The sequence below is a fragment of the Agrococcus jejuensis genome (assembly GCF_007679035.1).
GTDB classification, from domain to species: domain Bacteria; phylum Actinomycetota; class Actinomycetes; order Actinomycetales; family Microbacteriaceae; genus Agrococcus; species Agrococcus jejuensis_A.
Genome location: NZ_VEFR01000004.1, coordinates 178,753 through 201,047 on the forward strand (window position 1 = coordinate 178,753; position 22,295 = coordinate 201,047).

Sequence of the window (22,295 nt, forward strand, 5' to 3'; positions counted from 1 at the left end):
GAGTCGGGACCGCCTTCGAACGATGGGTGCGTCAGAGCGTGCGACGGCGACGCAGCACGAGGCCGATGCCGGCCATGAGCAGCAGCGCTGCGAGCGCGACGGCCGGTCCGGCGAGCTCGGCGCCGGTCTGCGGCAGCGTGCCACCAGCACCGCCCGCGGCGGGCGGCGTGCTGGGCGAGGTCGTCGGCGGCGTCGCGCTCGGCGGCGTCGACGGGTCGACCGACGGCGGGGCGTCGGCGGCGTCGACCTCGACCACGAGGATGCCGAGCAGCTGGTCGTCGAGTCCGCTGCCGGAGGACACGTACTGCGCTGCGAACAGGCCGTCCTCGGTGTCCTCGGGAATCGTGAACGTGACGCTCGCGCGACCGGTCTCGTTCGAGTCGAGCACGTTCGCATTGTCGACGGGAGCCTCCACGAGCACGGTGCCCGGCTCGGCCGCAGCCTGGTCGAAGCCGCCCGTGACCGAGCCGGTGACGACGTCACCGGTCGGGGCGGAGCCGAAGTCGACGACCGAGGCGGTGACCACCGACGGCTTCGGTTCGATGTTCGTGAACGACAGCGACGAGAAGTCGATGGTGATCTCGTCGCCGGGCTCGAAGACCTGGTCGAACGGCGTGACCTCGGTGACGCCGATCGACTGCTGCGTGTAGTCGGGCAGCAGGCCCGGGTTGGCCGTCAGGTAGTCGGCCGTCGCCTGCCAGTCGATCGTCGTGAGCGCCTGCGGGTTCGCGCCATCGCGCAGCACGGTGAAGCCGTCCTGGCCCTCGAGCAGGAACACGTTCGACGCGACCGTGTACACGTCCTCCTCGAAGATCGGCTCCTGCAGCACGAGCTCCTCGCCGTCGATCACCTCGGTGGTCTCGAGCCAGATGCCCGTCACGCGATCGCCGATCGGGGCGGTGGGGTCGTAGTAGTAGCCGAGGCCCGCGAGACCAAGCGCCAGCATCGGCCGCGAGCCCTGGCCGATGAACTGCTGCTCGAGCAGCTCGTCGACCTGCGCGCCGGTGAGGTCGAGGGTGCCGATCGTGTTGCTGAACGACGTGACGTTGAACGCCTGACGCAGCGTGATCTCACCACTCGCGTTCGGCACGAGGTCCGCGCGGATGCCGCCGGGGTTGATGATGCCGAAGTCGGCGTCGAGCCCTCCCTCGTTCGCAGTCACGCGCGCCACCTCTGCGATCAGGTTGCCCAGCGGCGACTCGGCGCCGCGATGCTGCGGCGTGCCCGAGTTCGGAGTGCCGCTGTTCGAGGCTGCGAGGAACGGCAGCGTCATGTCCTCGCCGACGATCTGGGCGCCGATGGGGCGCGCTGCGTCGAACGTGTCGCGCACGATCTGCAGCACGGCCGGCTCGGTCGCGGGCGACGTGATCGGGTCGTCGGAGTCGGCCTGCGCCTGCGAGATGCTGGAGACCGAGAGGTTCTCGGCGGTGGCCACCGTGACGGTGCCGTCCAGCGCGACGAGCAGCTCGACGTGTCCGAGCACCGAGCCCGACGATCCCGACTGCACGATGGGCGCGCCCGACGGCGTGTACGACACGGGCAGCGGCGTGACGCCGCTGGGCGGCGGCACCTGCGTGGGGATCGTCTCGTGCGAGTGGCCGGTGAACACGACGTCGACGTCTGCGGACAGCCCGTCGCGCATCACGGCGGTGCCCTCGTGCGCGAGTGCAACGATCACATCGGCCGAGTCGGTCGCGACGATGTCGGCTGCGATCGCGTTGGTCACGGCCACCGGGTCGGTGAACGTCAGGCCCTCGACGCCAGACGCGCTGACGATGTCGGGCGTCTGCTGCGTGACGGTGCCGATGTAGGCGACGCGCACGCCGTTGTCGGTCGTGATGATCTCGGTCGGCGCGAGGTCGGACTGGCCCTCGACGTTCGCGGCGAGGTACGGGAAGTCGGCGAGCGGCACGACGCGGTCGACGAGGTCGTCGAAGCCCTGGTCGAACTCGTGGTTGCCGACAGCCGAGACGTCCAGCGCCATGGCGTTCAGTGCATCGATCGTGGGCTCGTCCTGGAAGATCGCCGACTCGAAGGTCGATCCGCCGATCGAGTCGCCGACCGACGAGAAGAGCGTGTCGGGGTTGTCGAGGCGGAAGGTCGCGATCTGCTGCGCCATGTTGGGGGCGGCACGCAGGGCGCCGTGGAAGTCGGTGATGGAGAGCAGGTCGACGGTGACGCTGCCGTCGGGATTGACGGTGGCGGATGCCGGTGCGGCGACGCCGAGGCCGAGCGCGATGGCGCCGGCTGCGGCGACGGCGGAGAGGGCTCCGCGGCGCACGTTCGATCGAGTCATGAGTGAGTGATCCTCGTGTCAGGGGGACGGATATGGCCAGCCTATGGATGCGCCGAGGCTCGCGACCGGATCGCGACGAGGTCGTTACCTAGCGTTCACATGGCAGGGGTCGTCGCGGCGTGTCGCGGGCTCCGCCTGCTCGTCAGCGCTGCGTCGCCCACCCGATCGCAGCGGCGGCGCCGAGCATCATGAGCGGTCCGAACGGCACCTGCACGCCGCGGATCCCGCGCCGCGCGACGAGCAGCACGAGTGCGACGACGAGCAGCAGCACGAACGCCGCGAGCACGCCGACGAGCAGCACGAGCCAGCCGTGCCAGCCGAGCGCGAGGCCGAGCGGCAGCGCGAGCTTGACGTCGCCGAGCCCCATGCTCGACGGCGAGATCCATGCCAGCGCGAAGTAGCCCGCACCCGCAGCGAGCGACGCGAGCACGGCGGTGCCCAGCCGGGCCCAGTCGCCCGTGATGGCGGACGCGACGACGAGGCTCGCGAGCAGCCCGCCGAGCGCGGGCAGCACGAGGGCGTCGGGCAGGCGCTCGGTCGCGAGGTCGATCGGTGCGAGCAGGGCGCAGGCGGCGGCCAGGATGCCGAGCCCCACGGCGTGCGCCGGGCTCGTCGCGGCGAGCACGGCGCCCGCGCCGCCGACGATGCCGAGCGCCGTCGGCACTGCGCGGTGCAGCCAGCGCGATCGCGTGTCGACGAGCCGTCGCGCCGAGGGGGTCAGGGCCCACGCCGCGGCGCCGCATGCGAGTGCGGCGAGGACGACGGCGAGGGGCACGGGGTCCATCTTCGCGAGTACGAGGCGTCTGGACGCCGCGGCTCGCTCGCGTCAGTCCTCTGCGAGACCGGTCTCGAGGTCGGCGAAGCCCGTCGCGACGAGGTCGCCGATCGTGGGCTCGTCGCCGTCCTGGCGCACCCACACGCGGATGGCGGTCTTCACCACGCTCGCGGCGGCGCCGGCGACGAGGCGCGGGTGCGCCTCGGTCTCGGCATCGAGCCCCATGCGCTCGGCCACCGCGACGCGGATGGCGTCCTCGAGCGCGTCGTACTGCGCCATGCGATAGGGGAGCAGGGTGGGGTGCTCGTCGACGAGGCGCTCCTTGGCGCGCAGGGCGTCGAGCTGCTCCGGCGTCCACGCATTCACGGCGTAGGCGAGCAGGGCGCGCAGCGAGGTGAGCGGCGCCTCGTCGTCGGGGCGCTCGCGCAGCGCCGTCGTGAGCTGCGCGAGGTCGTCCTCGCCCGCGGCGACGATCGCGGCCTCCTTCGACGGGAAGTAGTTCGACAACGTGCGCGGCGACACGAAGGCGCGCTCGGCGATCTCCTCGACGAGCACGCCGTCGAGGCCGTGCTCGACGGCGAGTGCGAACGCGGCGTCGGCGATCGTGCGACGCGTGTGCAGCTTCTTCCGTTCGCGCAGCGACGGTCGTCGGCGCTGCGCAGGGTCCTTCTCGGGCATGAGGCGAAACCCTAGGAGATGCCGCTTGGGAAGTCCTGCGGGATCTGTAGTCCGGGGGACAGTTCGAACGTTCGAAGTGTTCGTACGACAGATTCACGATTCGCAGCATTCGCCGGGCATGTTCGCAGTCGACGTACAGGTTCGCGCGCCGAAGACTTGCCAGACTCCTCGAATTGCCGGAGGCGCAAATGCGCTGCATCCGAAGTCTTCGGCAACCGTGCGGCCAGGCACGGAATCCCGACCCGATTGGAACCCACCATGTTCGCAGCACTGCAGGCCGTCCAGAGCCGCATCGCAGACCGCTTCTCCTCGTCCGACCGCGGCGCCACCGCCGTCGAGTACGGCCTCCTCGTCGGCCTCATCGCCGCAGTCATCATCATCGCGGTCGCCGCTCTCGGCACCCAGCTCACCGGCCTCTTCGAGAGCGTCACGGCCGTCCTTCCCGGTGGCACGCCCGGTGGCGGGACCACCGAGCCGTAACCAGCTCCCATCGTCGGATGCGGTGGCGAGCCCTCGGGGGCTCGCCACCGCATCCGCCATTCCCGGCATCGCACGCAGGGGAGGAGGTCGCCGTGCATGCTCACCGCTGCCGCGCGCTGCGCGAGGCGAGGGACCGGGGAGCGGTCGCGGTCGAGTTCGCGATCGTGCTGCCGGTGCTCGTCGCACTGACGCTCGGCATCCTCGCCTTCGGCTACGCGCTGCACATCCAGTCGATGCTCGACGGTGCCGCGCGAGAGGGCGTGCGCATCGCCGCCATCTCGACGCTGCCCGACCGCGCGGCCGCCGCGCGCGAGGCGGCCATCGCGGCTGCCGCTCCGACGATCGCGCTCCAGCCGTCGGACATCGCCATCAGTCCCATCACGTGCCTGATCGGCGACCGGGTCACCGTGACCATCAGGGTCGACCACCAGCTGCTCGGCGGCCTCGGCGCCATCGAGCTCACCGGACGAGGGACCATGCGATGCGGAGGCTGACCATGCGACGCCGCGACCGCGGCGCGGCCGCCACCTGGGTGGCGCTGCTCATCGTGCCGCTGCTCGTCGTCGGCGCCCTCGGCATCGACGTCGGCCTCATGCAGGTCGACCGTCAGCGGCTGCAGACGGGTGCCGACGCCGCGGCGCTCGCGATCGCGACGCAGTGCTCACGGCAGGTGTGCACGAGCACGACGAACGCGCTCGCCGCGCAGGACATGGCGACGGCGAACGCGCCGCTCGTCGACCCGGCCTTCGCGACCGTCGATGTCATCGACAGGGTCGAGGGCTACGTCGAGGTCACGACGACCTCGACGCGCGAGCACTTCTTCGGCCCCGTCGCCGGCATCGAGTCGACGCAGCTCAGCGCGACCTCGGGCGCACGCTGGGGCTACCCGGAGCGCGGCACGGTCGTGATGCCGCTCACGATCTCGTGGTGCGAGCTCGTCGCAGCAGTCGGCGTGGGCCAGGTGCTCGACCTCTCGGGTCGGGTCATCGGCCTGGACCTTCCCGCGAGCGGCCTGCGCGTGCCGCGGCTCGGTCTCACCGCCACCGTGTGCCCTGGTGCGCTGCTGTCCTCGCTCGGGCTCACGAAGCCGGGCTCGGCGCTCGGATTCCTCGCTCCCGGACCCGGATGCGGCGACACCTACGTCGAGGTACGCACGTGGGTCGGTCAGGCGCCGCGGCCCGAGGCGCCTGCGAGCTGCTCGACCCGACACTTCTCCGAGTATCTCGGCGAGACGGTGTACCTGCCCGTGCACAGCGAGATCCGCCTGAACAGCGTCACGCGCACGAACCAGTACCGCGTCTACGCGTTCGTCGCCGTCACGTTGCACGGCTACAACCTCGGCAACGGCGTCGTGTCGAACCCGAACCCCTGCCCGGGCAGCCATGTGGAGATCGTGAACCTGATCCCCACGAGCGTCGAGAACCGCTGCATCGACGCCACCATCGAGCTCGAGCTCGGCATCGACTCGCCGAGCGACGACTTCGAGTACGGGCCCGACGCGGAGCCCATCGGCGATCCGCGCGTCGAGCTCGTGCTCCCAGAGGAGAGACCATGATCCGTCGCGTGCTCGTCATCGCGTCGGCGCTCGTGCTCGCGATCGTCGGAGGCGTCGTGACGTTCTCCTACGCATCGGGCGCCGACGCCCGCGCCATGGCCGGACTCGAGCCCACTCCCGTGCTCGTCGTCGTCGAGCCGATCGCCCAGGGCACCTCGGCGTCGGCGATCGCCGACGCCGTCGCGCTCGAGGAGCTGCCCGCCTCGGCGGTCGCGCCAGGCGCGCTCGGCGCGCTCGCCGACCTCGCCGAGATCGCCGATCAGGTCGCGACGTCGGACCTCGTCGTGGGGGAGCAGCTGCTCGCGAGCCGCTTCGCCGCACCCGACGACCTCGGCGGCGCCGTCGAGGTGCCGGAGGGGATGCACCTGCTGACGTTCGACCTCGAGGCGCGTCGCGTCGTCGGCGGCGACGTGCAACCGGGCGACCGCGTCGGCGTCTTCGTCTCCGACGGCGACCCGCTCACCCCCGCGACGCGCCTCGTGCAGCATCGCGTGCTCGTCGTCGCCGTCGCGGGCGGAGCCTCGACCACGACGGACGCGGAGACGGGCGAGCAGACCGAGCAGGCCGCCGAGCCCATGATCTCGATCACGCTCGCGGTCGACGCCACCGCCGCGCAGCAGCTCGTCTACTCCGCCGAGTACGAGCTCATCTACCTGTCCATCGAGCCCGAGGGCGCCGCCGACGGCCCGGGCATCATCGAGGAGGTCATCCGATGATCGCGGTGCTGCTCGTCTCCGACTCCCCCGACCTCCACGCCCGCGTGCACGACGCGTCCGGCGGCACGTGCATCGCGGTGCCCGCGCAGCCGCTGCCGACGGATCCGCGCCACCTGCTGGTGCTCGCGGCGGCGCCGTCGCATCCCGAGGTCGTGGTCGTCGACGCGACGCGGGCGTCGCGCGAGGCCATCGCGCTCGCCGCCCGCATCGACGTGGAGCTGCCGGGCACGGGCGTCGTGCTGGTGGGCGACCCCGACGTGCTGTCGCTCGACGCCATGCGCGCCGGCGTGCGCGACGTGCTGCCGCCCGCGACCGACGTCGACTCGCTGCGCGCCGTGCTCGAGCGCGTCGCAGCCAGCATGCGGATGCGGTCCGCCGCTCCCATGGCCCACGGCGTCGAGGCGACGACGCTCGAGACCCCCGGCCGCGTGCTCTCGGTGCTGTCGCCGAAGGGCGGCGCCGGCAAGACGACCATCTCGACGAACCTCGCCGTCGGTCTCGCGATCGCGGACCCCGGATCCGTCGTGCTCGTGGATCTCGACCTGCAGTTCGGCGACGTCGCCACGGCGCTCGGGCTCGACCCCGAGTACGCCATCGACGACGTGGTGCGGTCGCAGGCCGTGCTCGACCCGATCGCGCTCAAGACGCGTCTGACGCAGCACTCGTCGGGCCTGTCGGTGCTGTGCGCGCCCGCGACGCCTGCCGGCGCCGACGTCGTGACGCCCGATCAGGTCGCCGCCGTCATCACCGCGCTGTCCCGGCAGTTCCGCCACGTCGTGCTCGACACCGCTCCCGGTCTCGACGCCACGACGCTTGCCGCCCTCGACCACACCACCGACCCCCTGCTGCTCACGACGTTCGACGTGCCCGGTGCACGCGGGCTCGCGAAGGAGATGGCGACGCTGCGCGAGCTCGGGATGCTCACGCATGCCCGCCAGGTGGTGCTGAACTTCGCGAACCCCGGCAACGGGCTGAGCGTGCGCGACGTCGAGGCGACCATCGGGTCGAAGGTCGACCTCACCATCCCGCACTCGAAGGCCGCGACGGCTGCGATGAACATGGGCGTGCCGATCGTCGCCGGCAAGCCGCGCGACGCCGTCGCACGGCGCCTCGCGACGCTCGTCGCGTACTACCGCGACGTCGACGAGCGCCGCTCGAGCGGCCGACACCGGGCTGCGGCATGACCTCCCTCGCGCACCGGCTCGCCGCAGCACGCGGCGACGAGGCCGCAGTCGCTGCGCCGGCGTCCGCGCTGGTGCAGGCACCCGCGAGCGCGCCCCCGGGCCCGGCACCCGCATCCCCGGCCGATGGCGAGCACCACCCGTCGCTCGCCGAGCGCACCCACGCGCCGTCGGCGCCGTCGCCCGACGCCGACGGGCTCCAGCGCGTCAAGGCCCGCACCGCCGACGCGCTCTTCGCCCGCATCGGCACGCGCCTCAACGACCCCTCGCTGACGGAGGCGCAGCTGCATGCGCTCGTGCGCGAGGAGCTCGGCACCGTCGTCGAGGCCGAGCCGACGCCCCTCACCGCCGACGAGCGACAGCGCCTCATGGCCGAGGTGCGCGACGACGTGCTGGGCCTCGGCCCCCTCCAGCGCCTCCTCGACGACGACACCGTCAGCGAGATCATGGTCAACGGCCCCGACATGGTCTACGTCGAGCAGCACGGGCGCCTCACGCTCTCGGGGGTGCGCTTCACGTCGGAGGATCAGCTGCGCCGCGTGATCGAGCGCATCGTGACGCGCGTCGGACGCCGCATCGACGAGTCGTCGCCCATGGTCGACGCGCGCCTCGAGGACGGCTCCCGCGTCAACGCCGTCATCCCGCCGCTCGCGTTCTCGGGCTCGACGCTCACGATCCGCAAGTTCTCGCGCGACCCCCTCGTCGTCGACGACCTCCTGCGCTTCGGCACCCTCACGCCGCAGATGGCGGAGCTCCTGCGCGCATGCGTCGAGGCCCGGCTCAACATCATCGTCTCGGGCGGCACCGGCACCGGCAAGACGACGCTGCTCAACGTGCTGTCGTCGTGCATCCCCGACGACGAGCGCATCATCACGATCGAGGATGCCGTCGAGCTGCAGCTGCAGCAGGACCACGTCGTGCGGCTCGAGTCGCGGCCCGCGAACGTCGAGGGCAAGGGCGAGGTCACCATCCGGGACCTCGTGCGCAACTCCCTGCGCATGCGCCCCGACCGCATCGTCGTCGGCGAGGTGCGCGGCGAGACGCTCGACATGCTGCAGGCCATGAACACGGGCCACGACGGCTCGCTGTCGACCGTGCACTCCAACTCGCCGCGCGACGCCGTCGCGCGCCTCGAGACGCTCGTGCTCATGGCCGGCATGGACCTGCCGCTGCGCGCGATCCGCGAGCAGATCGCCTCGGCCGTCGACGTCATCGTGCAGCTCTCGCGCCTGCGCGACGGCACCCGCCGCATCACGGCCGTCACCGAGGTGCAGGGCATGGAGGGCGAGCTCGTGACGATGCAGGACGTCTTCGTGTTCGACTTCTCGGCCGGCGTGGATGCGCAGGGCCGATTCCTCGGGACGCCGATCGCGACGGGCGTGCGCCCGCGCTTCGCCGAGCGGTTCGAGGACCACGGCATCGCCGTGCCGCCCGGCACGTTCGACCCGCCCGTCCGAGCCGCGAGGGGCGCCTGGTGACCGCCGCGCTCGTCGGCTCGGTCGTCGTCGCCGTCGGCATCGCCGCGGCGCTGCTCGTCGTGCTGCAGCCGTTCCGCGTGCACCTCGCACGGTCGCGTCGTCGCCCCGGGATCGAGGACGGGGAGGGCGCGCTCGCCGGGGCGGCCAACCTCGCCTCGAACCTCATGTCGAAGGCGATCCAGCCCCGTGCCGGCGCGCTGGCGCGGTCGCTCGACCTCGCCGGCATCCGCATGCGCCCGCAGGACTTCGCGCTGCTCGTGCTGTTCGGCGGCGTCGCCATCGCGGCGATCGTCGTCGTGCTGGGCGGCGGCATCCTGGCGCTGCCGCTCGGCGTGGGCGCCGTCGGCATCGCCTGGCTGATCGTGCGCTCGCGAGTCGCGAAGCGCCGCACCGAGTTCGCGAACCAGCTCGGCGGCACCCTGCAGCTCATGTCGTCGAGCCTCCGCGCCGGCCAGAGCCTCATGCAGGCGCTCGCGTCGGTCGCGAAGGAGGCCGAGGAGCCGACGAGCAGCGAGCTCGCGCGCATCGTGAACGAGACTCGCGTCGGCCGGCCCGTCGTCGACGCGCTCGAGGAGGCTGCCGAGCGCATGGCGAACGTCGACTTCCGGTGGGCGACGCAGGCGATCGCGATCAACCGCGAGGTCGGCGGCAGCCTGTCGGACGTGCTCGACGGCGTCGCCACCACCATCCGCGAGCGCGGCATGCTGCGTCGCCAGGTCGCAGCGCTCTCGGCGGAGGGTCGCCTGTCGGCGGTCATCCTCATGATCCTGCCCATCGGCGTCGCCGGCTTCGTCGGCATCTCGAACCCCGGCTACCTCTCGCCGTTCGTCGAGCATCCGTTCGGACCCGTGCTCATCGGCGTCGCCGTGCTGCTGCTGGTCGTCGGCGGCATCTGGCTGCGCAAGACCGTCGAGATCGAGCTCTGATGGACCCCGTCGTGCTCGTGGGCAGCGCGCTCGTCGCCGGGTCGCTCGTCGTCGCCGTGCTCGCGCTCACCTCCTCCTCCACCGCCGAGCGCACCCGCATGCTCGCGAACCTGCAGCGCGGCGCCATCGCCGCCGAGGCCGCCGACCCGACGCCGAGGGGGCGTCCTGCCTCCGTGGCGCTCGCCGTGCGGCTCACGCCCGGCGCCGTGCTCTCGATGCTCGACCGGCAGCACTCCCGCGCCGGTCGCCCGGCAGGTGCGCCCATGGATCGGCTGCTGACGCTCAAGCTCGCCTGGGTGCCGATCGCGCTGCTGCTGTGCGTGCTCGTGGTCGCGGGGCGCGCGGCGCCGCTGCTCGTGGTCGTCACGCTGCTCGGCTCGGTCATCGTGTACTTCCTGCCCGAGCTGCTGCTGCTGAGCCGCGGGCAGGAACGCGACCAGCGCATCCAGAAGGAGCTGCCCGACACGCTCGACCAGATGCTCATCGGCGTCGAGGCGGGCCTCGGCTTCGACGCGGCGATGACGCGCACGGCGGGCAACGGCGACGGGCCGCTCACCGACGAGCTCACGCGCACGCTGCAGGAGATCCGCATGGGGCGGTCGCGACGCGAGGCGTTCGAGCAGCTCGCCGAGCGCACGCACGTCGCCGACCTGCGGCAGTTCGTGCGCGCGATCCTGCAGGCGGATGCCTACGGCATCTCGGTGACCGACGTGCTGCGCACGCAAGCGGGCGAGATGCGCCTGAAGCGTCGGCAGCGTGCCGAGGAGCAGGCGCAGAAGGTGCCCGTGAAGGTGCTCATGCCCGTCATGCTCTGCATCCTGCCCGTGCTGTTCATCGTCGTGCTCGCGCCCGCGGTGCTCGACATCGTGGCCGCCTTCTCGTAGCCCCGCCTCGCCGCTCCCGACGGCGGCGTCGCTGCTGCTCGGATCGGCGACTCCGGCACGGGGATCGGCGACTTCGGGACGGGATCGGCGACGTCGGCACGGCAGCGGTCGCCGCTCGGTGGCAGAGTCGCCGATCACCTCGAGGCAGGGGCCGCGGGATCGGTGCGGGGCGCGGGCGCGCCGTCACCGGCCGCCGCTCGCTCGCCAGAGGGCGATCCAGTCGTCGCGCGTGAGCGCCGTCGGGGAGGCGTCGCGAGGGACGCCGCGGCCGCCCATCCACGCCTTCGCGTCGTCGAGCCGCAGCACGCGGGCCTGCGCGAGCATGCGTGCGAGGCCGCGACCGGAGGCGCCGAACACGTCGGCCACCATCCGCTCGTAGCCGGCGCGCGAGCGGATGCCCGGATCCGGACGCCGCGCGACGGTGAAGAGGCCTGCGTCGACCGCCGGCATCGGGCGGAACGCCGAGCGGGGGATGCGGCGGTCGAGCGCGAAGTCGAACCACGGCGCCGCCTGCGCCGTCAGCTGCGTCGCCCCGCCGACCCCGGCGCGGCGGCGCGCGACCTCCCACTGCGCGACGAGCACCGCATCCGTCCACCCTGGCGCGCGCAGCAGCCGCCGCAGCAGCGCGGTCGTGAGGTGGAACGGCAGGTTCGACACCACGACGTGCGGGCGCGCGTCGAAGCGGTGGTCGAGGGCGTCGGCGTGCTCGATGCGCACGTGCTGCGGCGTGCGCGCGTCGAGTCGCGCGGCGCGACGCGCGTCGAGCTCGAGGCCGCGGATGGGGCGCCCGAGCCGCGCGAGCGGCCGCGTGATCGCGCCGTCGCCCGTGCCGATCTCGAGGATCGGGCCGTCGGTGGCGTCGACGAGGTCGACGATGCGACGCACGGCCGCGCGGTCGACGAGGAAGCTCTGGCCGAGCTCGTGCCTGCCGGGCGCGTGGCGGGATGCGGTCGGCGGCTGCGCCGGCCGCGTGCCCGAGGTGGGCGTGCGTCGGTCGCGTGGCGCATCGCGACGGGCGTCGCCGGACGCGCCGGAGTCGGACGCGCCGGGCGCGCCCGCTCCGGGGCGTTCGGGTCGGTCGTCGCGACGATGCTCGCGAGGGAGGCCGTGATCAGGCTGCGACGTGCGCTGCGGTCGGTGGTCGGGGGCGCCGCGATCGGCGCGTCGGCGAGGATGCCGGGACATGGGAGGCTCCGCGAGGCTCGTGGGTGGCGGTGGCAGCACGAGGTGCCGCTTCCTGACGTGCGGACCACGGGTGCGGGCGCAGCATGCTGCTGCAGCCGGCGACCGGCGGTCGGCGACGAGCCGAGCGAAGAGGGGATCGGCCCGCGCTCAGGCGCGGCGGATGCGGATCGCGTACATCGTTCCCATGCGGCCAGGCTAGTCGACGCCTCCCGTGTGCCGCATCCCACCGACTGGTCACTCGATGCGACTGAGTGGTCACTCGGTGTCGTCGAATCCCGATTCTGACGACATCGAGTGACCACTCAGAGCGTGCACCGCCGCGCGTCAAGCCCGCCCGGAGCGCCGTCGCGCATCCGTACCGTGAGAGGGATGCCTCGACAGATCCTCTGGTTCCGCCGCGACCTGCGGCTCGGCGATCACCCCGCGCTCGGCGCCGCCGCGGCCGAGGGCGACGTGCTGCCCGTCTTCGTCCTCGACCGCACGCTGCTCGGCACCGCCGGCGACGTGCGCACCGCCGCGCTCGCCGACGCGCTCGCGAATCTGCGGCGCGCGACCGACGGCGCCCTCGTGGTGCGCAGCGGCGACCCCGCGCGCATCCTGCCGCAGCTCGCGGCCGAGATCGACGCGACCGCCGTGCACGTGAGCGCCGAGACCTTCCCCTACGGTCGCCGCCGCGACGCGCGCGTGCAGGAGGCGCTCGAGGCGACGGACGTCGCCTGGGTCGAGACCGGCAGCCCGTACGCCGTCACGCCCGGCCGCGTGCGCAACGGCTCGGGCGACCGCTACAAGGTGTTCACGCCGTTCTCGAAGGCGTGGCTCGAGCACGGATGGCGTGCCCCGGCCGACGATCCCGAGGGGCTGCGCTGGAGCCGGCTCGTCGAGTCCGACGACCTGCCCGCGGCGCCCGCGATCGACGCCGACATCCCCACGATCTCCGAGGAGGCGGCGCTGACGCGGTGGCACGCCTTCCTCGACGACGACCTCGACGACTACGACGACGGCCGCGACCGGCCCGGCGACGACACGACGAGCCGCATGTCGGCCCAGCTCAAGTGGGGCACGATCCATCCGCGCACGATGCTCGCCGACCTCGAGCGCCGCGCCCGCGGCCGCACGGGCAAGCGCATGCAGTCGCTGCTGCGGTACCGCACCGAGCTCGCGTGGCGGGAGTTCTACGCCGACGTGCTCTGGCACGCGCCGCAGAGCGACTGGCACGACCTCACCGACGCGCTCGACGGCATGCAGTACGACGAGCCCGGCGACGCGTTCGACGCCTGGCGCGAGGGCCGCACCGGGTTCCCGATGGTGGATGCGGGCATGCGCCAGCTGCTCGCCGAGGGGTGGATGCACAACCGCGTGCGCATGCTCACGGCGTCGTTCCTCGTGAAGGACCTGCACGTGTGGTGGCCGCACGGCGCGCGCCACTTCCTCGACCATCTCGTCGACGGCGACGTCGCATCCAACAACCACGGCTGGCAGTGGACGGCGGGCACCGGCACGGATGCGGCACCGTACTTCCGCGTGTTCAACCCCGTGCTGCAGGGGCAGCGGTTCGACCCCGAGGGCGAGTACGTGCGGCGGTGGATCCCCGAGCTGCGCCACGTGGGCGGCGGTGCGGTGCACGAGCCGTGGAAGGTCGACGACGGCTACCGCGACGGCTATCCCGAGCGCATCCTCGACCACAAGGAGGAGCGCGCCGAGGCGCTCGATCGGCTCGCGGCGACGAAGCGCTGATCCTCGATTGGGCAGTAGTGGTTCGCGCGGCGGCGTGTCGCGAACCACTGCCGCCCAATCGAGCGACAGAAGTGACCAATCGCGAGGAGCACGCACGACGCCCCGCCACCGAGGATGGTGGCGGGGCGTCGTGACGCGAGCGCGGGTCAGCGCACCGGTGCCCGACGGATGAGCAGCACCCACGCGCCGGCGGCGAGCGCGCCGATCAACGCGACGATGCCCATCCATCCGATCCACGGCACCGAGCCGACGGCGATGAAGACCTGCTCCATCATCCCCGGCACCACGAAGGCGATGGAGACGACGAGGAACGGCACGAGCGCGAGCGACGTGAGCGAGATCCACAGGCCGCGCTGTCCCCACCGCAGGTACACGGTCGACACGGCGGCGCCGAGGAACATCGCCATGAGCAGCAGCAGGAAGGTCTGCACGGCCGTCTGCCACCAGTCGCCCATGCCCACGTAGACGACGTCGAACATGCGGATGCGCAGGCCGAAGCCGTCGGTCGCCTGCTCGATCGACTTCAGCACGGTGATGGCGGTCGTGAAGAGGGCGGCGATGATGCCGAAGACCGCGAGCGTGCCCGCGGCGAACTCGCGACGCGTGATGCCGAGGCCCAGCGACAGCGGGAAGATCTGCAGCATCGCCGTGAAGCCGAAGCCCATGAGCGGCCCGAGCACCGACCAGACGGCGCCGTTCCACCGCATGCCCTCGTGCATGCCGTCGAGCTGCGACGGGTCGTCGACGCTGAGGTTGGCGATGACGCCGATGGCCAGCACGACCGCGAACGCGATCGCGAGGATGATGAACGGCAGCACGAAGGTGTTGAAGCGCTGCTGCGTGTGGAGCCGGATGACGGAGGCGGTGCGGAACATGGCGTGCTCCTCTCAGCGGCTCGCGGCGGCGAGCTCGGGGGTGCGGGTGAGGTGCACGACGAGCGCCTGCAAGGACACGGGGCTCGTCGTGAGGTCGGCGGCGTCGAGCTCGGCGCGTGCGGCGGCGTCGATGGGTCCGATGACGGTCGCGTTCGCGAGCCCGCCCATGCGCTGCTGCGCCACGACCTCGCGCCCGGCGACGTAGGCGGTGACGGCGTCGACGCGTCCGGAGACGTCGTAGGCGCGGCCGCGCAGCTCGTCGGCGTCGGCATCGATGAGCACGCGACCCTCGTCGATGACGACGACGTGCTCGAGCAGGTTCGCGACCTCGTCGATCAGGTGCGTCGACAGCAGGATCGTGCGTGGATGCTCGGCGAAGTCGGCCAGCAGGTGGTCGTAGAAGAGCTGCCGGGCGACGGCGTCGAGGCCGAGGTACGGCTCGTCGAAGAACGTCACCGGTGCGCGGGATGCGAGGCCCACGACGATGCCGATCGCCGACAGCTGGCCGCGGGAGAGCTTCTTGATCTGCCGATCGGTCGGCAGTCGGAAGTCCGCGATCAGCTGCCGCTCGAGGTCCTCGTCCCACTGCGGGTGGAGGGTTCGGGCGACGGCGAGCACGTCCTGCGCGCGGAACCCGTCCGGGTACTTCTGCGACTCCTGGATGAAGCACGTCTGCGAGAGCACCTGGGCGTTCTCGAACGGGTGGTCGCCGAGCACGCGCATGTCGCCGCTCGTCGCGACGAGCTGGCCGGTGAGCAGCTGCATGAGCGTGGTCTTGCCGGCGCCGTTGCGGCCCAGCAGGGCGTGGATGCGGTTCGGCTCGAGCGCGATCGACACGTCGTCGAGCGCGCGCACGCCCTTCGGGTAGTGCTTGGAGAGACTCGTGGTCTCGATGACGGCGGTCATGCCGACTCCTCCTGGATGAGGTGCACGAGCTGGCCGGGCGTGATGCCGAGCTTGGCTGCCTCGCGCAGCATGGGTGCGATGAACTCGTGGGTGAATGCGCGCGTCCTCGCCTCGACGAGACGGTCGCGAGCGCCGGTGGCGACGAACATGCCGATGCCTCGCTTCTTGTAGAGGATGCCGTCGTCGACGAGCAGGTTGAGCCCCTTGCCCGCCGTGGCGGGGTTGATGCGCAGGAACTGCGCGAGCTCGTTCGTCGAGGGCACGGCGGTCTCCTCGGGGTAGGTGCCGTCGAGGATGTCGTTCGAGAGCTGCTCCGCGATCTGCTGGAACAGCGGCTTCCCGTCATCGAGCATGTGCTCGTCCTCTCGGGTGGATGGGTGGAGTGGTGGATGTGCGCACATCCGGCGCGGCGTCTCGGTGCGCATCCGATCGGCTTCGCTGGTTCATTACTCGACTAATGAACCATAGAACCGGCGGAGGCGCAAGGGTCGAGCGCCGCACCGCTCGAGGGCGGTCGCCGACAGCTGGTCGAGGAGCGCGCGAGCCCTTGGGCGAGCACGCGTCACGAGACCACGCGACCGCTGCTCCCGCTCAGCCGCGCGCATGGTCGCGTCGAGCGGGCGCGTCACGTGGTCTCGTGACGCGAAGGCGCTGCGCGCCTGCGCTCCTCGACCAGCCAGGGGTCGAGCGCCCCTCAGCGAGTCGGCGTCGCGAACGAGCGCGCGACCGCGCTCGCGATCCGCTCGAGGGGACCCTTCGCATCCGCCCGTGCGAGCAGCGCCCCGAGCGCCAGCGAGCCGAGCACGTGCAGCGCGAGGATGACGAGGCCGGCGACGTACCAGGGCGGCAGCTCGACCTCGCTGCCCGCGGCGACGATGACCTCGCCGGGGCCGTCGATCGCCCAGATCGCCGAGGCCACGAGCAGCGCGCACACGTGGAGCGTGTAGATCGTGAACGGCGCCGCGCCGGCGGCGCGCACGGGTGCGAGCACGCGCGGCATGCGCGCGCCGGGCGGCAGCAGCGCCACGAGCGCGCCGATCACGGCGACGCCCACGCCGACGCCGCGGGCGACGTCGCCGATCGTGCCCGTATGCGGGATGGCCGTCGCCTGCCACCACCACGACGCGTCGGGTGGCGTGCCCGTGCCGAACCGCAGCAGCCACGGCAGCAGCTCCGTGAACCCCTGCTCGGCGGCCCAGGCGTCGGCCTCGGCGTCCATGACCCGCTGCGACACGAGGATCGCTGCGGTCGCGACGACGGCGCCGACGCCGAGCAGCCCGAGACCCAGGACGCGTGCGCGGGCCGTCGATCGCGCCGCGAGCACCGCGCGGGCGACGAGGATGCCGACGGCCAGCATCGGCACCCACGTGACCGCCGGGTACTCGCCGGTGGCGACGAGATCGACGAGTGCCGCCCACGGCGACCCGTCGAGCGAGTCGCTGACGCGGTAGATGCCTTCGCCGAAGCGCCACTCGCGCACCGCGAGCGCGAGCTGCGAGCCGCCGAGCCACAGCGCGACGGCAACGGTGCCCACGACCCAGCTCGGCGCCAGCAGCAGCGGCGCCGCGACGACCATCGCGAACGCGAGGAAGTTGAGCACGACGTAGACGGGCGGCGCCGTGGAGGCGAGCACGACGCCCACGGCGCCGACGACGATCGCCCGCCCCAGCACCGATCGCAGCGCTGCGCCGCGGGCGCCGCGCGCGAGCAGCGAGCGCGTCGCGAGCACGAGGCTCGCGCCCGCGAGCACGGCGAAGAGCGACGACGCGTTGCCGTTCGCGCCGGCGATCACGACGTAGGCGACGTGCGCCTGCGCATCCGTGCCGCCCGTCCACGACGCGGCGACCGACCCCAGGAGGTGGGCGCTCATCATGCCGACGATCGCGATCCAGCGCGCGAGGTCGATGGCGACGACGCGGGTCGAGGATGCGGTGCCCTCGACCTGCGAGGGCGCGCTCGCGGCAGCCCCGGCGGCGGATGCGGGCGTCGCGCTCATGCGTCGATCATGCATCCTCCGCCCATGCGTCACCCGCCGGCAGACGCTTCACGACCGAACGTTCTGAGGTTCTCGGCCCTTTCTGATGTCAGAAAGGGCCGAAAACCTCAGAAGGGTGTGTGGGCTGGGTCAGCGCAGCGCCTCGCGCAGCTTCACCGGCTTGCCCGTGCGCAGCAGCGACCGCTCGTAGACGCGGCCCGCGAACGTCACGACGAGCGCCGTCGCCGCCAGCACGATGCCGAACGACAGCAGCCCCTCCCACCACTCCATCGCACCGAGGTAGGCGCGCATCGGCACCGCGACCGGCGCCGAGAACGGCACGTACGACATGATCTGCAGTGCGACCGGGTTCGAGTTGAAGAAGATGATCGCGAAGTAGGGCAGCATCACGAGCATCATGATCGGCGTCGTCGTCGAGCCCAGGTCCTCCGACCTCGACACCATGGCCGCCGCCGCCGCGAACAGCGACGCCATGAGCACGAACCCGACGGTGAACAGCAGCACGAACCACGCGATCGGCGTGCCGAGTCCATCCACGATCACCGAGTTGTCGGTCACGGCACCGCCGATGAGCACCACGGCGGCGATGAGCGCGATCTGCACGAACGCCAGCAGCGAGTTGCCGATGATCTTGCCCGCGAGCAGCGCCTTGGCGGGCACGGATGCCAGCAGGATCTCGACGATGCGCGTCTGCTTCTCCTCGACGACGGATCCCGCGATGCCGTAGCCGAAGGACATGGACGCCATCATGAACACGAGCCCGAAGCCGAGGCTGATGAGGTAGAGGATGCCGGGGTTCGGTGCCGACGGGTCGAGCAGCTCGACCTCCGGCGACAGCGACAGCGCCCCGATGAGCCCCTCGGGAGCCTCGCGCTCGCCGATGACGAGGATGCCCGAGGGGCCATCGCCCGGCAGCACCGCCGCGTCGACCTCCTCGGCGGCCACGAGGTCGCGTGCCTCGTCGGCGTCGTCGACGACCGTCACCTCGGTGTCGGGCAGGCTCGAGACGGCCTGCTCGGTCTGGGCGACGACCGCGACGGTCGTCGTCGACTGGAACAGCTGCGGGCCGACCGACGAGAAGATCACCGCCGCGAGGGCACCGAGCAGCACGATCGCCGCCGAGATGAGGTACGCCTTCGAGCGCAGGTTCACCATGATCTCGCGCTGCGCGACGATGCCGACGGCGCGCCAGAACGGCACGCGGCTCGCGGCGTGGACGTGGCCGGTGGGGGATGCGGTGCTCATCGCACGACCTCCTGGAAGATCTCGGTCAGCGGACGGGTGACGGGGGAGAAGGCGCGCACGCCGCCGCGCTCGACGGCCTGGCTCAGCACGCGGTCGGCGGCGGCCTCGTCGGTGGCGGTGAAGCGCACCTCGCCGCCGGCGAGGTCGACGACCTCGACGCCCACGGCATCCCGCACCCAGCCGGCGTCGCCCGTCGTGACGAGCCGCCACTCGGGGGAGGTGTGCGCGGCGCGGATGTCCTCGCGCGTGCCGGCGGCGCGTACGCGGCCGTCGCCGATGATGACGAGCTCGTCGCACAGCCGCTCGACGACGTCGAGCTGGTGGCTCGAGAACAGCACGGGGGCGCCGGTGCGGGCGACGTCGCGCAGCACCTCGAGCGTGACCTCGACGGCCATGGGGTCGAGGCCCGAGAACGGCTCGTCGAGCACGAGCGCCGCGGGGTCGTGCACGAGCGCCGCGGCGATCTGCGCACGCTGCTGGTTGCCGAGGCTCAGCGACTCGAGCGTGTCGTGGTGGCGGTCGCCGAGGCCGAGCCGCTCGAGCAGGTCGAGCGCGCGGCGCCTTGCGAGCTTCGCGTCGAGGCCGTGCAGACGCGCGAGGTAGACGAGCTGGTCGTCGATCGGCATCTTCGGGTACAGGCCGCGCTCCTCGGGCATGTAGCCGATGCGCGCGCGGTAGTCGGCCGACATGGGTGCACCGTCGACCTCGACGGTGCCGGCGCTCGGCTCGAGCACGCCGAGCAGGATGCGCATCGTCGTGGTCTTGCCGGCGCCGTTCGCGCCGACGAAGCCCGTCATGCGGCCGGGATGGATGTCGAAGGACACGTCGTGCAGCACCTGGGTCGTGCCGAACGTCCTGTCGATGCCTCGCAGCTGGATCATGCCTCCGACGCTACGTGCGTGCGTCGTGCCGCGGATCCGGCGCGGGGTGGAGTCGCGGCTCCGCCGAGCGGGTGAGGTCGGGGCCGCTGCCGGTCGCTGGCGAGCTGGTCGAGCGTCGGTGAGATGTGCGCGAATCGAGCCGCTGGATGCGCTCAGCGTGTCGAAGGCTCCCTCACGTGCACATGCCACCGGCGCTCGGCTCGTGCTCGCCGCCGAATCCGCGCCCTGACGGCGGTCCGGGTGGAATGCGCCCTCGACGACGCGCTCAGCCGCGGATCCGGCGGCGGTCGTCACTCGACCGTGGGCACCGATCCGGTGCCGGCCTGCACGACGCCGTGCTCGTACGCCCAGATGACGGCGTGGATGCGGTCGCGGATGCCGAGCTTCATGAGCACGTTCGACACGTGCGTCTTCACCGTGGCCTCGCCGACGTAGAGGCGCTCGGCGATCTCGCCGTTGGAGTGGCCGCGGGCGAGCAGCATGAGGGTCTCGCGCTCGCGCTCGGTGAGGGTGTCGAGCTCGGCGGCCTCGGGCAAGGTCGTCGTGCCGTCGGGCGTCGCGAAGCGCTCGATGACGCGGCGCGTGACCGCGGGCGCGAGCAGCGCATCGCCGCGGGCGAGCGCGTGGATGGCGTCGATGAGGTGCTCGGGCTCGGCCGTCTTCAGCAGGAAGCCGGAGGCGCCGGCACGCAGCGCCTCGAAGAGGAAGTCGTCGCGGTCGAAGGTCGTGAGCATGAGCACGGAGGCGCCCGAGTCGCCCTCGCAGATCTCGCGCGTCGCGGCAAGGCCGTCGAGCACGGGCATCTGCACGTCCATGCAGATGACGTCGGGGCGCAGCTCCTTCGCCTTGGTGACGGCGTCGCGTCCGTCGGCGGCCTCGCCCACGACCTCGAACCCGGGCTCGGTCTCGAGGATGGTGCGGAAGCCGACGCGCACGAGCGACTGGTCGTCGACGAGCAGGATGCGGGTCACTCGGAGCTCCTCGTGGCTGCGGGATGCGGGGTGGGGTCGACGCCGGCTGCGTCGTCTGCCTCGGTGGCGGCAGCGGTCGCGTCCGGGGCCACAGGGCGCTCTCGCTCGCCCTCGTCCGTGGGCGAGGCGGCACCGGCGTCGAGCAGCGCGCGCTCCTCGTCGGCGCGGTCGGCGGCGATGGAGGCGGCGATCGACGCGGCAGCGTGGCTGCCGGCGGTGGGCGTCGACGCATCCGCCTCTGCCGTCGCCGCGGCGACGATGCGCGTCGGCAGCGTCGCCCGCACGAGCCATCCGCCGGTCGGGCGCGCGCCCGCCTCCAGCGTGCCTCCGACGGCGGCGACTCGCTCGCGCATGCCGGTGAGACCCATGCCGGTGCCGAGCGCGCGCTTGGGGGCGCCGTGGCCGTCGTCGGACACCTCGACCTCCACCACGTCGCCGCGATAGCGCAGCCGCGCGTCGACGTGCGCCGTCGGACCGGCGTGCTTGCGCGCGTTCGTGAGCGACTCCTGCAGCACGCGCACGAGCGTCAGCTCAGCCATCGGCGACACGGCCGACGGCTCGCCCACGACCCGGTAGTCGACGATCTGGCCCGCATCCTGCGCGGTCGCGAGCAGCCCATCCACGTCGGCGAGCGTCGGCATCGGGCCGTCGCCGTCGCCGTCGCTGCGCAGGGCGACGACCATGGTGCGCAGCTCGGCGATCGCGTCGCGCGCGGACTGCTCGACGTGGCGCAGCGCACGCTCGGCGCGGTCGGCGTCGGTGCGCAGCGTGCGGCGCGCGGCGCCGGCCTGCACGCCCATGGCGGAGACGTGGTGCGCGACGACGTCGTGCAGCTCGCGCGCGATGCGCACGCGCTCGAGCGACACGGCCTGCTCGGCGAGCTGGTCGCGCTGGGCGACGATCTCGGCGTGCGCATCCTCGAGCTCCTCCTGCTCGAGCGCCCGCGTGTACGCGCGGTCGCCGAAGATCCACGCGCCACCGAAGTAGGCGACGTTGATGACGGTGAGGATGAGCATCTGGGCGATGACCGCGGTCGTCGCGGGTTCGGTGGTGAGCATCGTGAAGAACGCCCAGCCGAGCCAGATGGCCATCACGACCACGACGACGACGCGCACCCAGAACGCCCGGCGACGATTCGGATCCCATGCGCCGACGGAGTAGACCGCGAGGAACATGATGACCTGCGAGATCGTGAGCTCGACGATGCCGAGCTCCCCGAAGACGATGTAGAGGCCCGAGGAGAGGACCGCCGGCAACCACGGCCAGATGCGGCGCACGGCGAGCGGCGCGGCCATCGCGAGCGAGGTGAGCACGAACGCCCACGCGGGCACGTCGCCGCGCACGATCATGTACTGCGCGACCGAGCTGAGCACGCCGACCACGGCGCTGACGAGCCCGAGCACGGCGGCGACGATGACGTCGTTGCGCAGCTCGGCCTTCGTGGGGCGACGACGCGTGGCGGGCATGCGCTCCAGGGTAGGCGGGGCCGGTGGGAGGCGCCTCAGTCGTGCGGGGGAGTGTGGAGACCGAAAC

Annotated in this window: 20 protein-coding genes and 1 pseudogene; 9 read left to right on the forward strand and 12 right to left on the reverse strand. The window is 72.3% G+C overall.

From position 1 onward, the window contains the following. Positions 1 to 31: 31 nt before the first annotated feature. The 3 genes from FS793_RS13145 to FS793_RS13155 form a co-directional block, all read right to left on the reverse strand. Complete coding sequence (locus FS793_RS13145; protein ID WP_144721039.1) at positions 32 to 2,296, reverse strand: bifunctional metallophosphatase/5'-nucleotidase; 2,265 nt, start codon at positions 2,294 to 2,296, stop codon at positions 32 to 34. Between the two features lie 142 nt (positions 2,297 to 2,438). Continuing rightward, positions 2,439 to 3,080 (reverse strand): prepilin peptidase, encoded by a 642-nt coding sequence (locus FS793_RS13150; protein WP_144721041.1) that lies wholly within the window; start codon positions 3,078 to 3,080, stop codon positions 2,439 to 2,441. Between the two features lie 42 nt (positions 3,081 to 3,122). Further along, positions 3,123 to 3,749 carry a TetR/AcrR family transcriptional regulator gene (locus FS793_RS13155; RefSeq protein ID WP_144721043.1) on the reverse strand — a complete coding sequence of 209 codons (627 nt, stop codon included), beginning with the start codon at positions 3,747 to 3,749 and terminating at the stop codon, positions 3,123 to 3,125. 258 nt (positions 3,750 to 4,007) lie between these two features. Between FS793_RS13155 and FS793_RS13160 the strand changes: the two genes are divergently transcribed. The 8 genes from FS793_RS13160 (at position 4,008) to FS793_RS13195 (ending at position 10,969) form a co-directional block, all read left to right on the forward strand. Continuing rightward, on the forward strand, positions 4,008 to 4,229 hold the full coding sequence (locus FS793_RS13160; protein WP_144721045.1) for a Flp family type IVb pilin: 222 nt from the start codon (positions 4,008 to 4,010) through the stop codon (positions 4,227 to 4,229). A 92-nt stretch (positions 4,230 to 4,321) separates the two neighbouring features. After that, positions 4,322 to 4,723, forward strand: coding sequence for a TadE/TadG family type IV pilus assembly protein (locus FS793_RS13165; protein ID WP_260980164.1), 402 nt, complete (start codon positions 4,322 to 4,324; stop codon positions 4,721 to 4,723). 2 nt (positions 4,724 to 4,725) lie between these two features. Next, positions 4,726 to 5,784: a TadE/TadG family type IV pilus assembly protein gene (locus FS793_RS13170; RefSeq protein ID WP_186329516.1), complete on the forward strand. Its 1,059-nt coding sequence runs from the start codon at positions 4,726 to 4,728 to the stop codon at positions 5,782 to 5,784. Next, the gene (gene cpaB, locus FS793_RS16300; protein ID WP_186329517.1) at positions 5,781 to 6,500 is read left to right on the forward strand and encodes a Flp pilus assembly protein CpaB; all 720 of its coding nucleotides are present in this window, start codon (positions 5,781 to 5,783) and stop codon (positions 6,498 to 6,500) included. The genes FS793_RS13170 and cpaB overlap by 4 nt, the downstream gene beginning before the upstream one ends. Beyond that, on the forward strand, positions 6,497 to 7,684 hold the full coding sequence (locus FS793_RS13180) for an AAA family ATPase (protein WP_144721053.1): 1,188 nt from the start codon (positions 6,497 to 6,499) through the stop codon (positions 7,682 to 7,684). Before cpaB ends, FS793_RS13180 begins: the two co-directional genes overlap by 4 nt. Beyond that, the gene (locus FS793_RS13185) at positions 7,681 to 9,159 is read left to right on the forward strand and encodes a CpaF family protein (protein WP_144721055.1); all 1,479 of its coding nucleotides are present in this window, start codon (positions 7,681 to 7,683) and stop codon (positions 9,157 to 9,159) included. The genes FS793_RS13180 and FS793_RS13185 overlap by 4 nt, the downstream gene beginning before the upstream one ends. Continuing rightward, on the forward strand, positions 9,156 to 10,085 hold the full coding sequence (locus tag FS793_RS13190; RefSeq protein WP_144721057.1) for a type II secretion system F family protein: 930 nt from the start codon (positions 9,156 to 9,158) through the stop codon (positions 10,083 to 10,085). The genes FS793_RS13185 and FS793_RS13190 overlap by 4 nt, the downstream gene beginning before the upstream one ends. Further along, positions 10,085 to 10,969 (forward strand): type II secretion system F family protein, encoded by an 885-nt coding sequence (locus tag FS793_RS13195; protein WP_144721059.1) that lies wholly within the window; start codon positions 10,085 to 10,087, stop codon positions 10,967 to 10,969. The genes FS793_RS13190 and FS793_RS13195 overlap by 1 nt, the downstream gene beginning before the upstream one ends. Positions 10,970 to 11,152: 183 nt before the next feature. Here FS793_RS13195 and erm read toward each other — a convergent pair. Further along, a pseudogene (erm, locus tag FS793_RS13200) lies at positions 11,153 to 11,899 on the reverse strand (23S ribosomal RNA methyltransferase Erm); the annotation flags it as partial. Between the two features lie 624 nt (positions 11,900 to 12,523). Between erm and FS793_RS13205 the strand changes: the two are divergent. Beyond that, on the forward strand, positions 12,524 to 13,888 hold the full coding sequence (locus FS793_RS13205) for a cryptochrome/photolyase family protein (protein ID WP_144721063.1): 1,365 nt from the start codon (positions 12,524 to 12,526) through the stop codon (positions 13,886 to 13,888). Between the two features lie 146 nt (positions 13,889 to 14,034). Here FS793_RS13205 and FS793_RS13210 read toward each other — a convergent pair whose 3' ends face one another. The 8 genes from FS793_RS13210 to FS793_RS13245 form a co-directional block, all read right to left on the reverse strand. Then, positions 14,035 to 14,763 (reverse strand): hypothetical protein, encoded by a 729-nt coding sequence (locus FS793_RS13210; RefSeq protein ID WP_144721065.1) that lies wholly within the window; start codon positions 14,761 to 14,763, stop codon positions 14,035 to 14,037. Between the two features lie 12 nt (positions 14,764 to 14,775). Further along, positions 14,776 to 15,669 carry an ABC transporter ATP-binding protein gene (locus tag FS793_RS13215; RefSeq protein ID WP_144721067.1) on the reverse strand — a complete coding sequence of 298 codons (894 nt, stop codon included), beginning with the start codon at positions 15,667 to 15,669 and terminating at the stop codon, positions 14,776 to 14,778. Next, positions 15,666 to 16,022, reverse strand: a complete 357-nt coding sequence (locus FS793_RS13220) for a GntR family transcriptional regulator (RefSeq protein ID WP_144721069.1) — start codon at positions 16,020 to 16,022, stop codon at positions 15,666 to 15,668. Before FS793_RS13220 ends, FS793_RS13215 begins: the two co-directional genes overlap by 4 nt. Positions 16,023 to 16,363: 341 nt before the next feature. Beyond that, positions 16,364 to 17,665 (reverse strand): heparan-alpha-glucosaminide N-acetyltransferase domain-containing protein, encoded by a 1,302-nt coding sequence (locus tag FS793_RS13225; RefSeq protein ID WP_186329518.1) that lies wholly within the window; start codon positions 17,663 to 17,665, stop codon positions 16,364 to 16,366. 129 nt (positions 17,666 to 17,794) lie between these two features. Further along, positions 17,795 to 18,910: an ABC transporter permease gene (locus FS793_RS13230; protein ID WP_144721073.1), complete on the reverse strand. Its 1,116-nt coding sequence runs from the start codon at positions 18,908 to 18,910 to the stop codon at positions 17,795 to 17,797. After that, a complete protein-coding gene (locus FS793_RS13235; RefSeq protein WP_144721075.1) occupies positions 18,907 to 19,791 on the reverse strand; it encodes an ABC transporter ATP-binding protein in 885 nt (294 codons plus the stop codon). The genes FS793_RS13230 and FS793_RS13235 overlap by 4 nt, the downstream gene beginning before the upstream one ends. Positions 19,792 to 20,081: 290 nt before the next feature. Next, the gene (locus tag FS793_RS13240; RefSeq protein ID WP_144721077.1) at positions 20,082 to 20,762 is read right to left on the reverse strand and encodes a response regulator; all 681 of its coding nucleotides are present in this window, start codon (positions 20,760 to 20,762) and stop codon (positions 20,082 to 20,084) included. Further along, positions 20,759 to 22,228 carry a sensor histidine kinase gene (locus FS793_RS13245; RefSeq protein ID WP_144721079.1) on the reverse strand — a complete coding sequence of 490 codons (1,470 nt, stop codon included), beginning with the start codon at positions 22,226 to 22,228 and terminating at the stop codon, positions 20,759 to 20,761. Before FS793_RS13245 ends, FS793_RS13240 begins: the two co-directional genes overlap by 4 nt. Between the last annotated feature and the right edge of the window lie 67 nt (positions 22,229 to 22,295).

Excerpts from the sequence above, each read along its gene's own strand:
- FS793_RS13145 (WP_144721039.1), bottom strand. The coding sequence starts at position 2,296 with ATGACTCGATCGAACGTGCGCCGCGGAGCCCTCTCCGCCGTCGCCGCA.
- FS793_RS13150 (WP_144721041.1), bottom strand. The coding sequence starts at position 3,080 with ATGGACCCCGTGCCCCTCGCCGTCGTCCTCGCCGCACTCGCATGCGGC.
- FS793_RS13155 (WP_144721043.1), bottom strand. The coding sequence starts at position 3,749 with ATGCCCGAGAAGGACCCTGCGCAGCGCCGACGACCGTCGCTGCGCGAA.
- FS793_RS13160 (WP_144721045.1), top strand. The coding sequence starts at position 4,008 with ATGTTCGCAGCACTGCAGGCCGTCCAGAGCCGCATCGCAGACCGCTTC.
- FS793_RS13170 (WP_186329516.1), top strand. The coding sequence starts at position 4,726 with ATGCGACGCCGCGACCGCGGCGCGGCCGCCACCTGGGTGGCGCTGCTC.
- cpaB (WP_186329517.1), top strand. The coding sequence starts at position 5,781 with ATGATCCGTCGCGTGCTCGTCATCGCGTCGGCGCTCGTGCTCGCGATC.
- FS793_RS13180 (WP_144721053.1), top strand. The coding sequence starts at position 6,497 with ATGATCGCGGTGCTGCTCGTCTCCGACTCCCCCGACCTCCACGCCCGC.
- FS793_RS13185 (WP_144721055.1), top strand. The coding sequence starts at position 7,681 with ATGACCTCCCTCGCGCACCGGCTCGCCGCAGCACGCGGCGACGAGGCC.
- FS793_RS13195 (WP_144721059.1), top strand. The coding sequence starts at position 10,085 with ATGGACCCCGTCGTGCTCGTGGGCAGCGCGCTCGTCGCCGGGTCGCTC.
- FS793_RS13205 (WP_144721063.1), top strand. The coding sequence starts at position 12,524 with ATGCCTCGACAGATCCTCTGGTTCCGCCGCGACCTGCGGCTCGGCGAT.
- FS793_RS13210 (WP_144721065.1), bottom strand. The coding sequence starts at position 14,763 with ATGTTCCGCACCGCCTCCGTCATCCGGCTCCACACGCAGCAGCGCTTC.
- FS793_RS13215 (WP_144721067.1), bottom strand. The coding sequence starts at position 15,669 with ATGACCGCCGTCATCGAGACCACGAGTCTCTCCAAGCACTACCCGAAG.
- FS793_RS13220 (WP_144721069.1), bottom strand. The coding sequence starts at position 16,022 with ATGCTCGATGACGGGAAGCCGCTGTTCCAGCAGATCGCGGAGCAGCTC.
- FS793_RS13225 (WP_186329518.1), bottom strand. The coding sequence starts at position 17,665 with ATGAGCGCGACGCCCGCATCCGCCGCCGGGGCTGCCGCGAGCGCGCCC.
- FS793_RS13230 (WP_144721073.1), bottom strand. The coding sequence starts at position 18,910 with ATGAGCACCGCATCCCCCACCGGCCACGTCCACGCCGCGAGCCGCGTG.
- FS793_RS13235 (WP_144721075.1), bottom strand. The coding sequence starts at position 19,791 with ATGATCCAGCTGCGAGGCATCGACAGGACGTTCGGCACGACCCAGGTG.
- FS793_RS13245 (WP_144721079.1), bottom strand. The coding sequence starts at position 22,228 with ATGCCCGCCACGCGTCGTCGCCCCACGAAGGCCGAGCTGCGCAACGAC.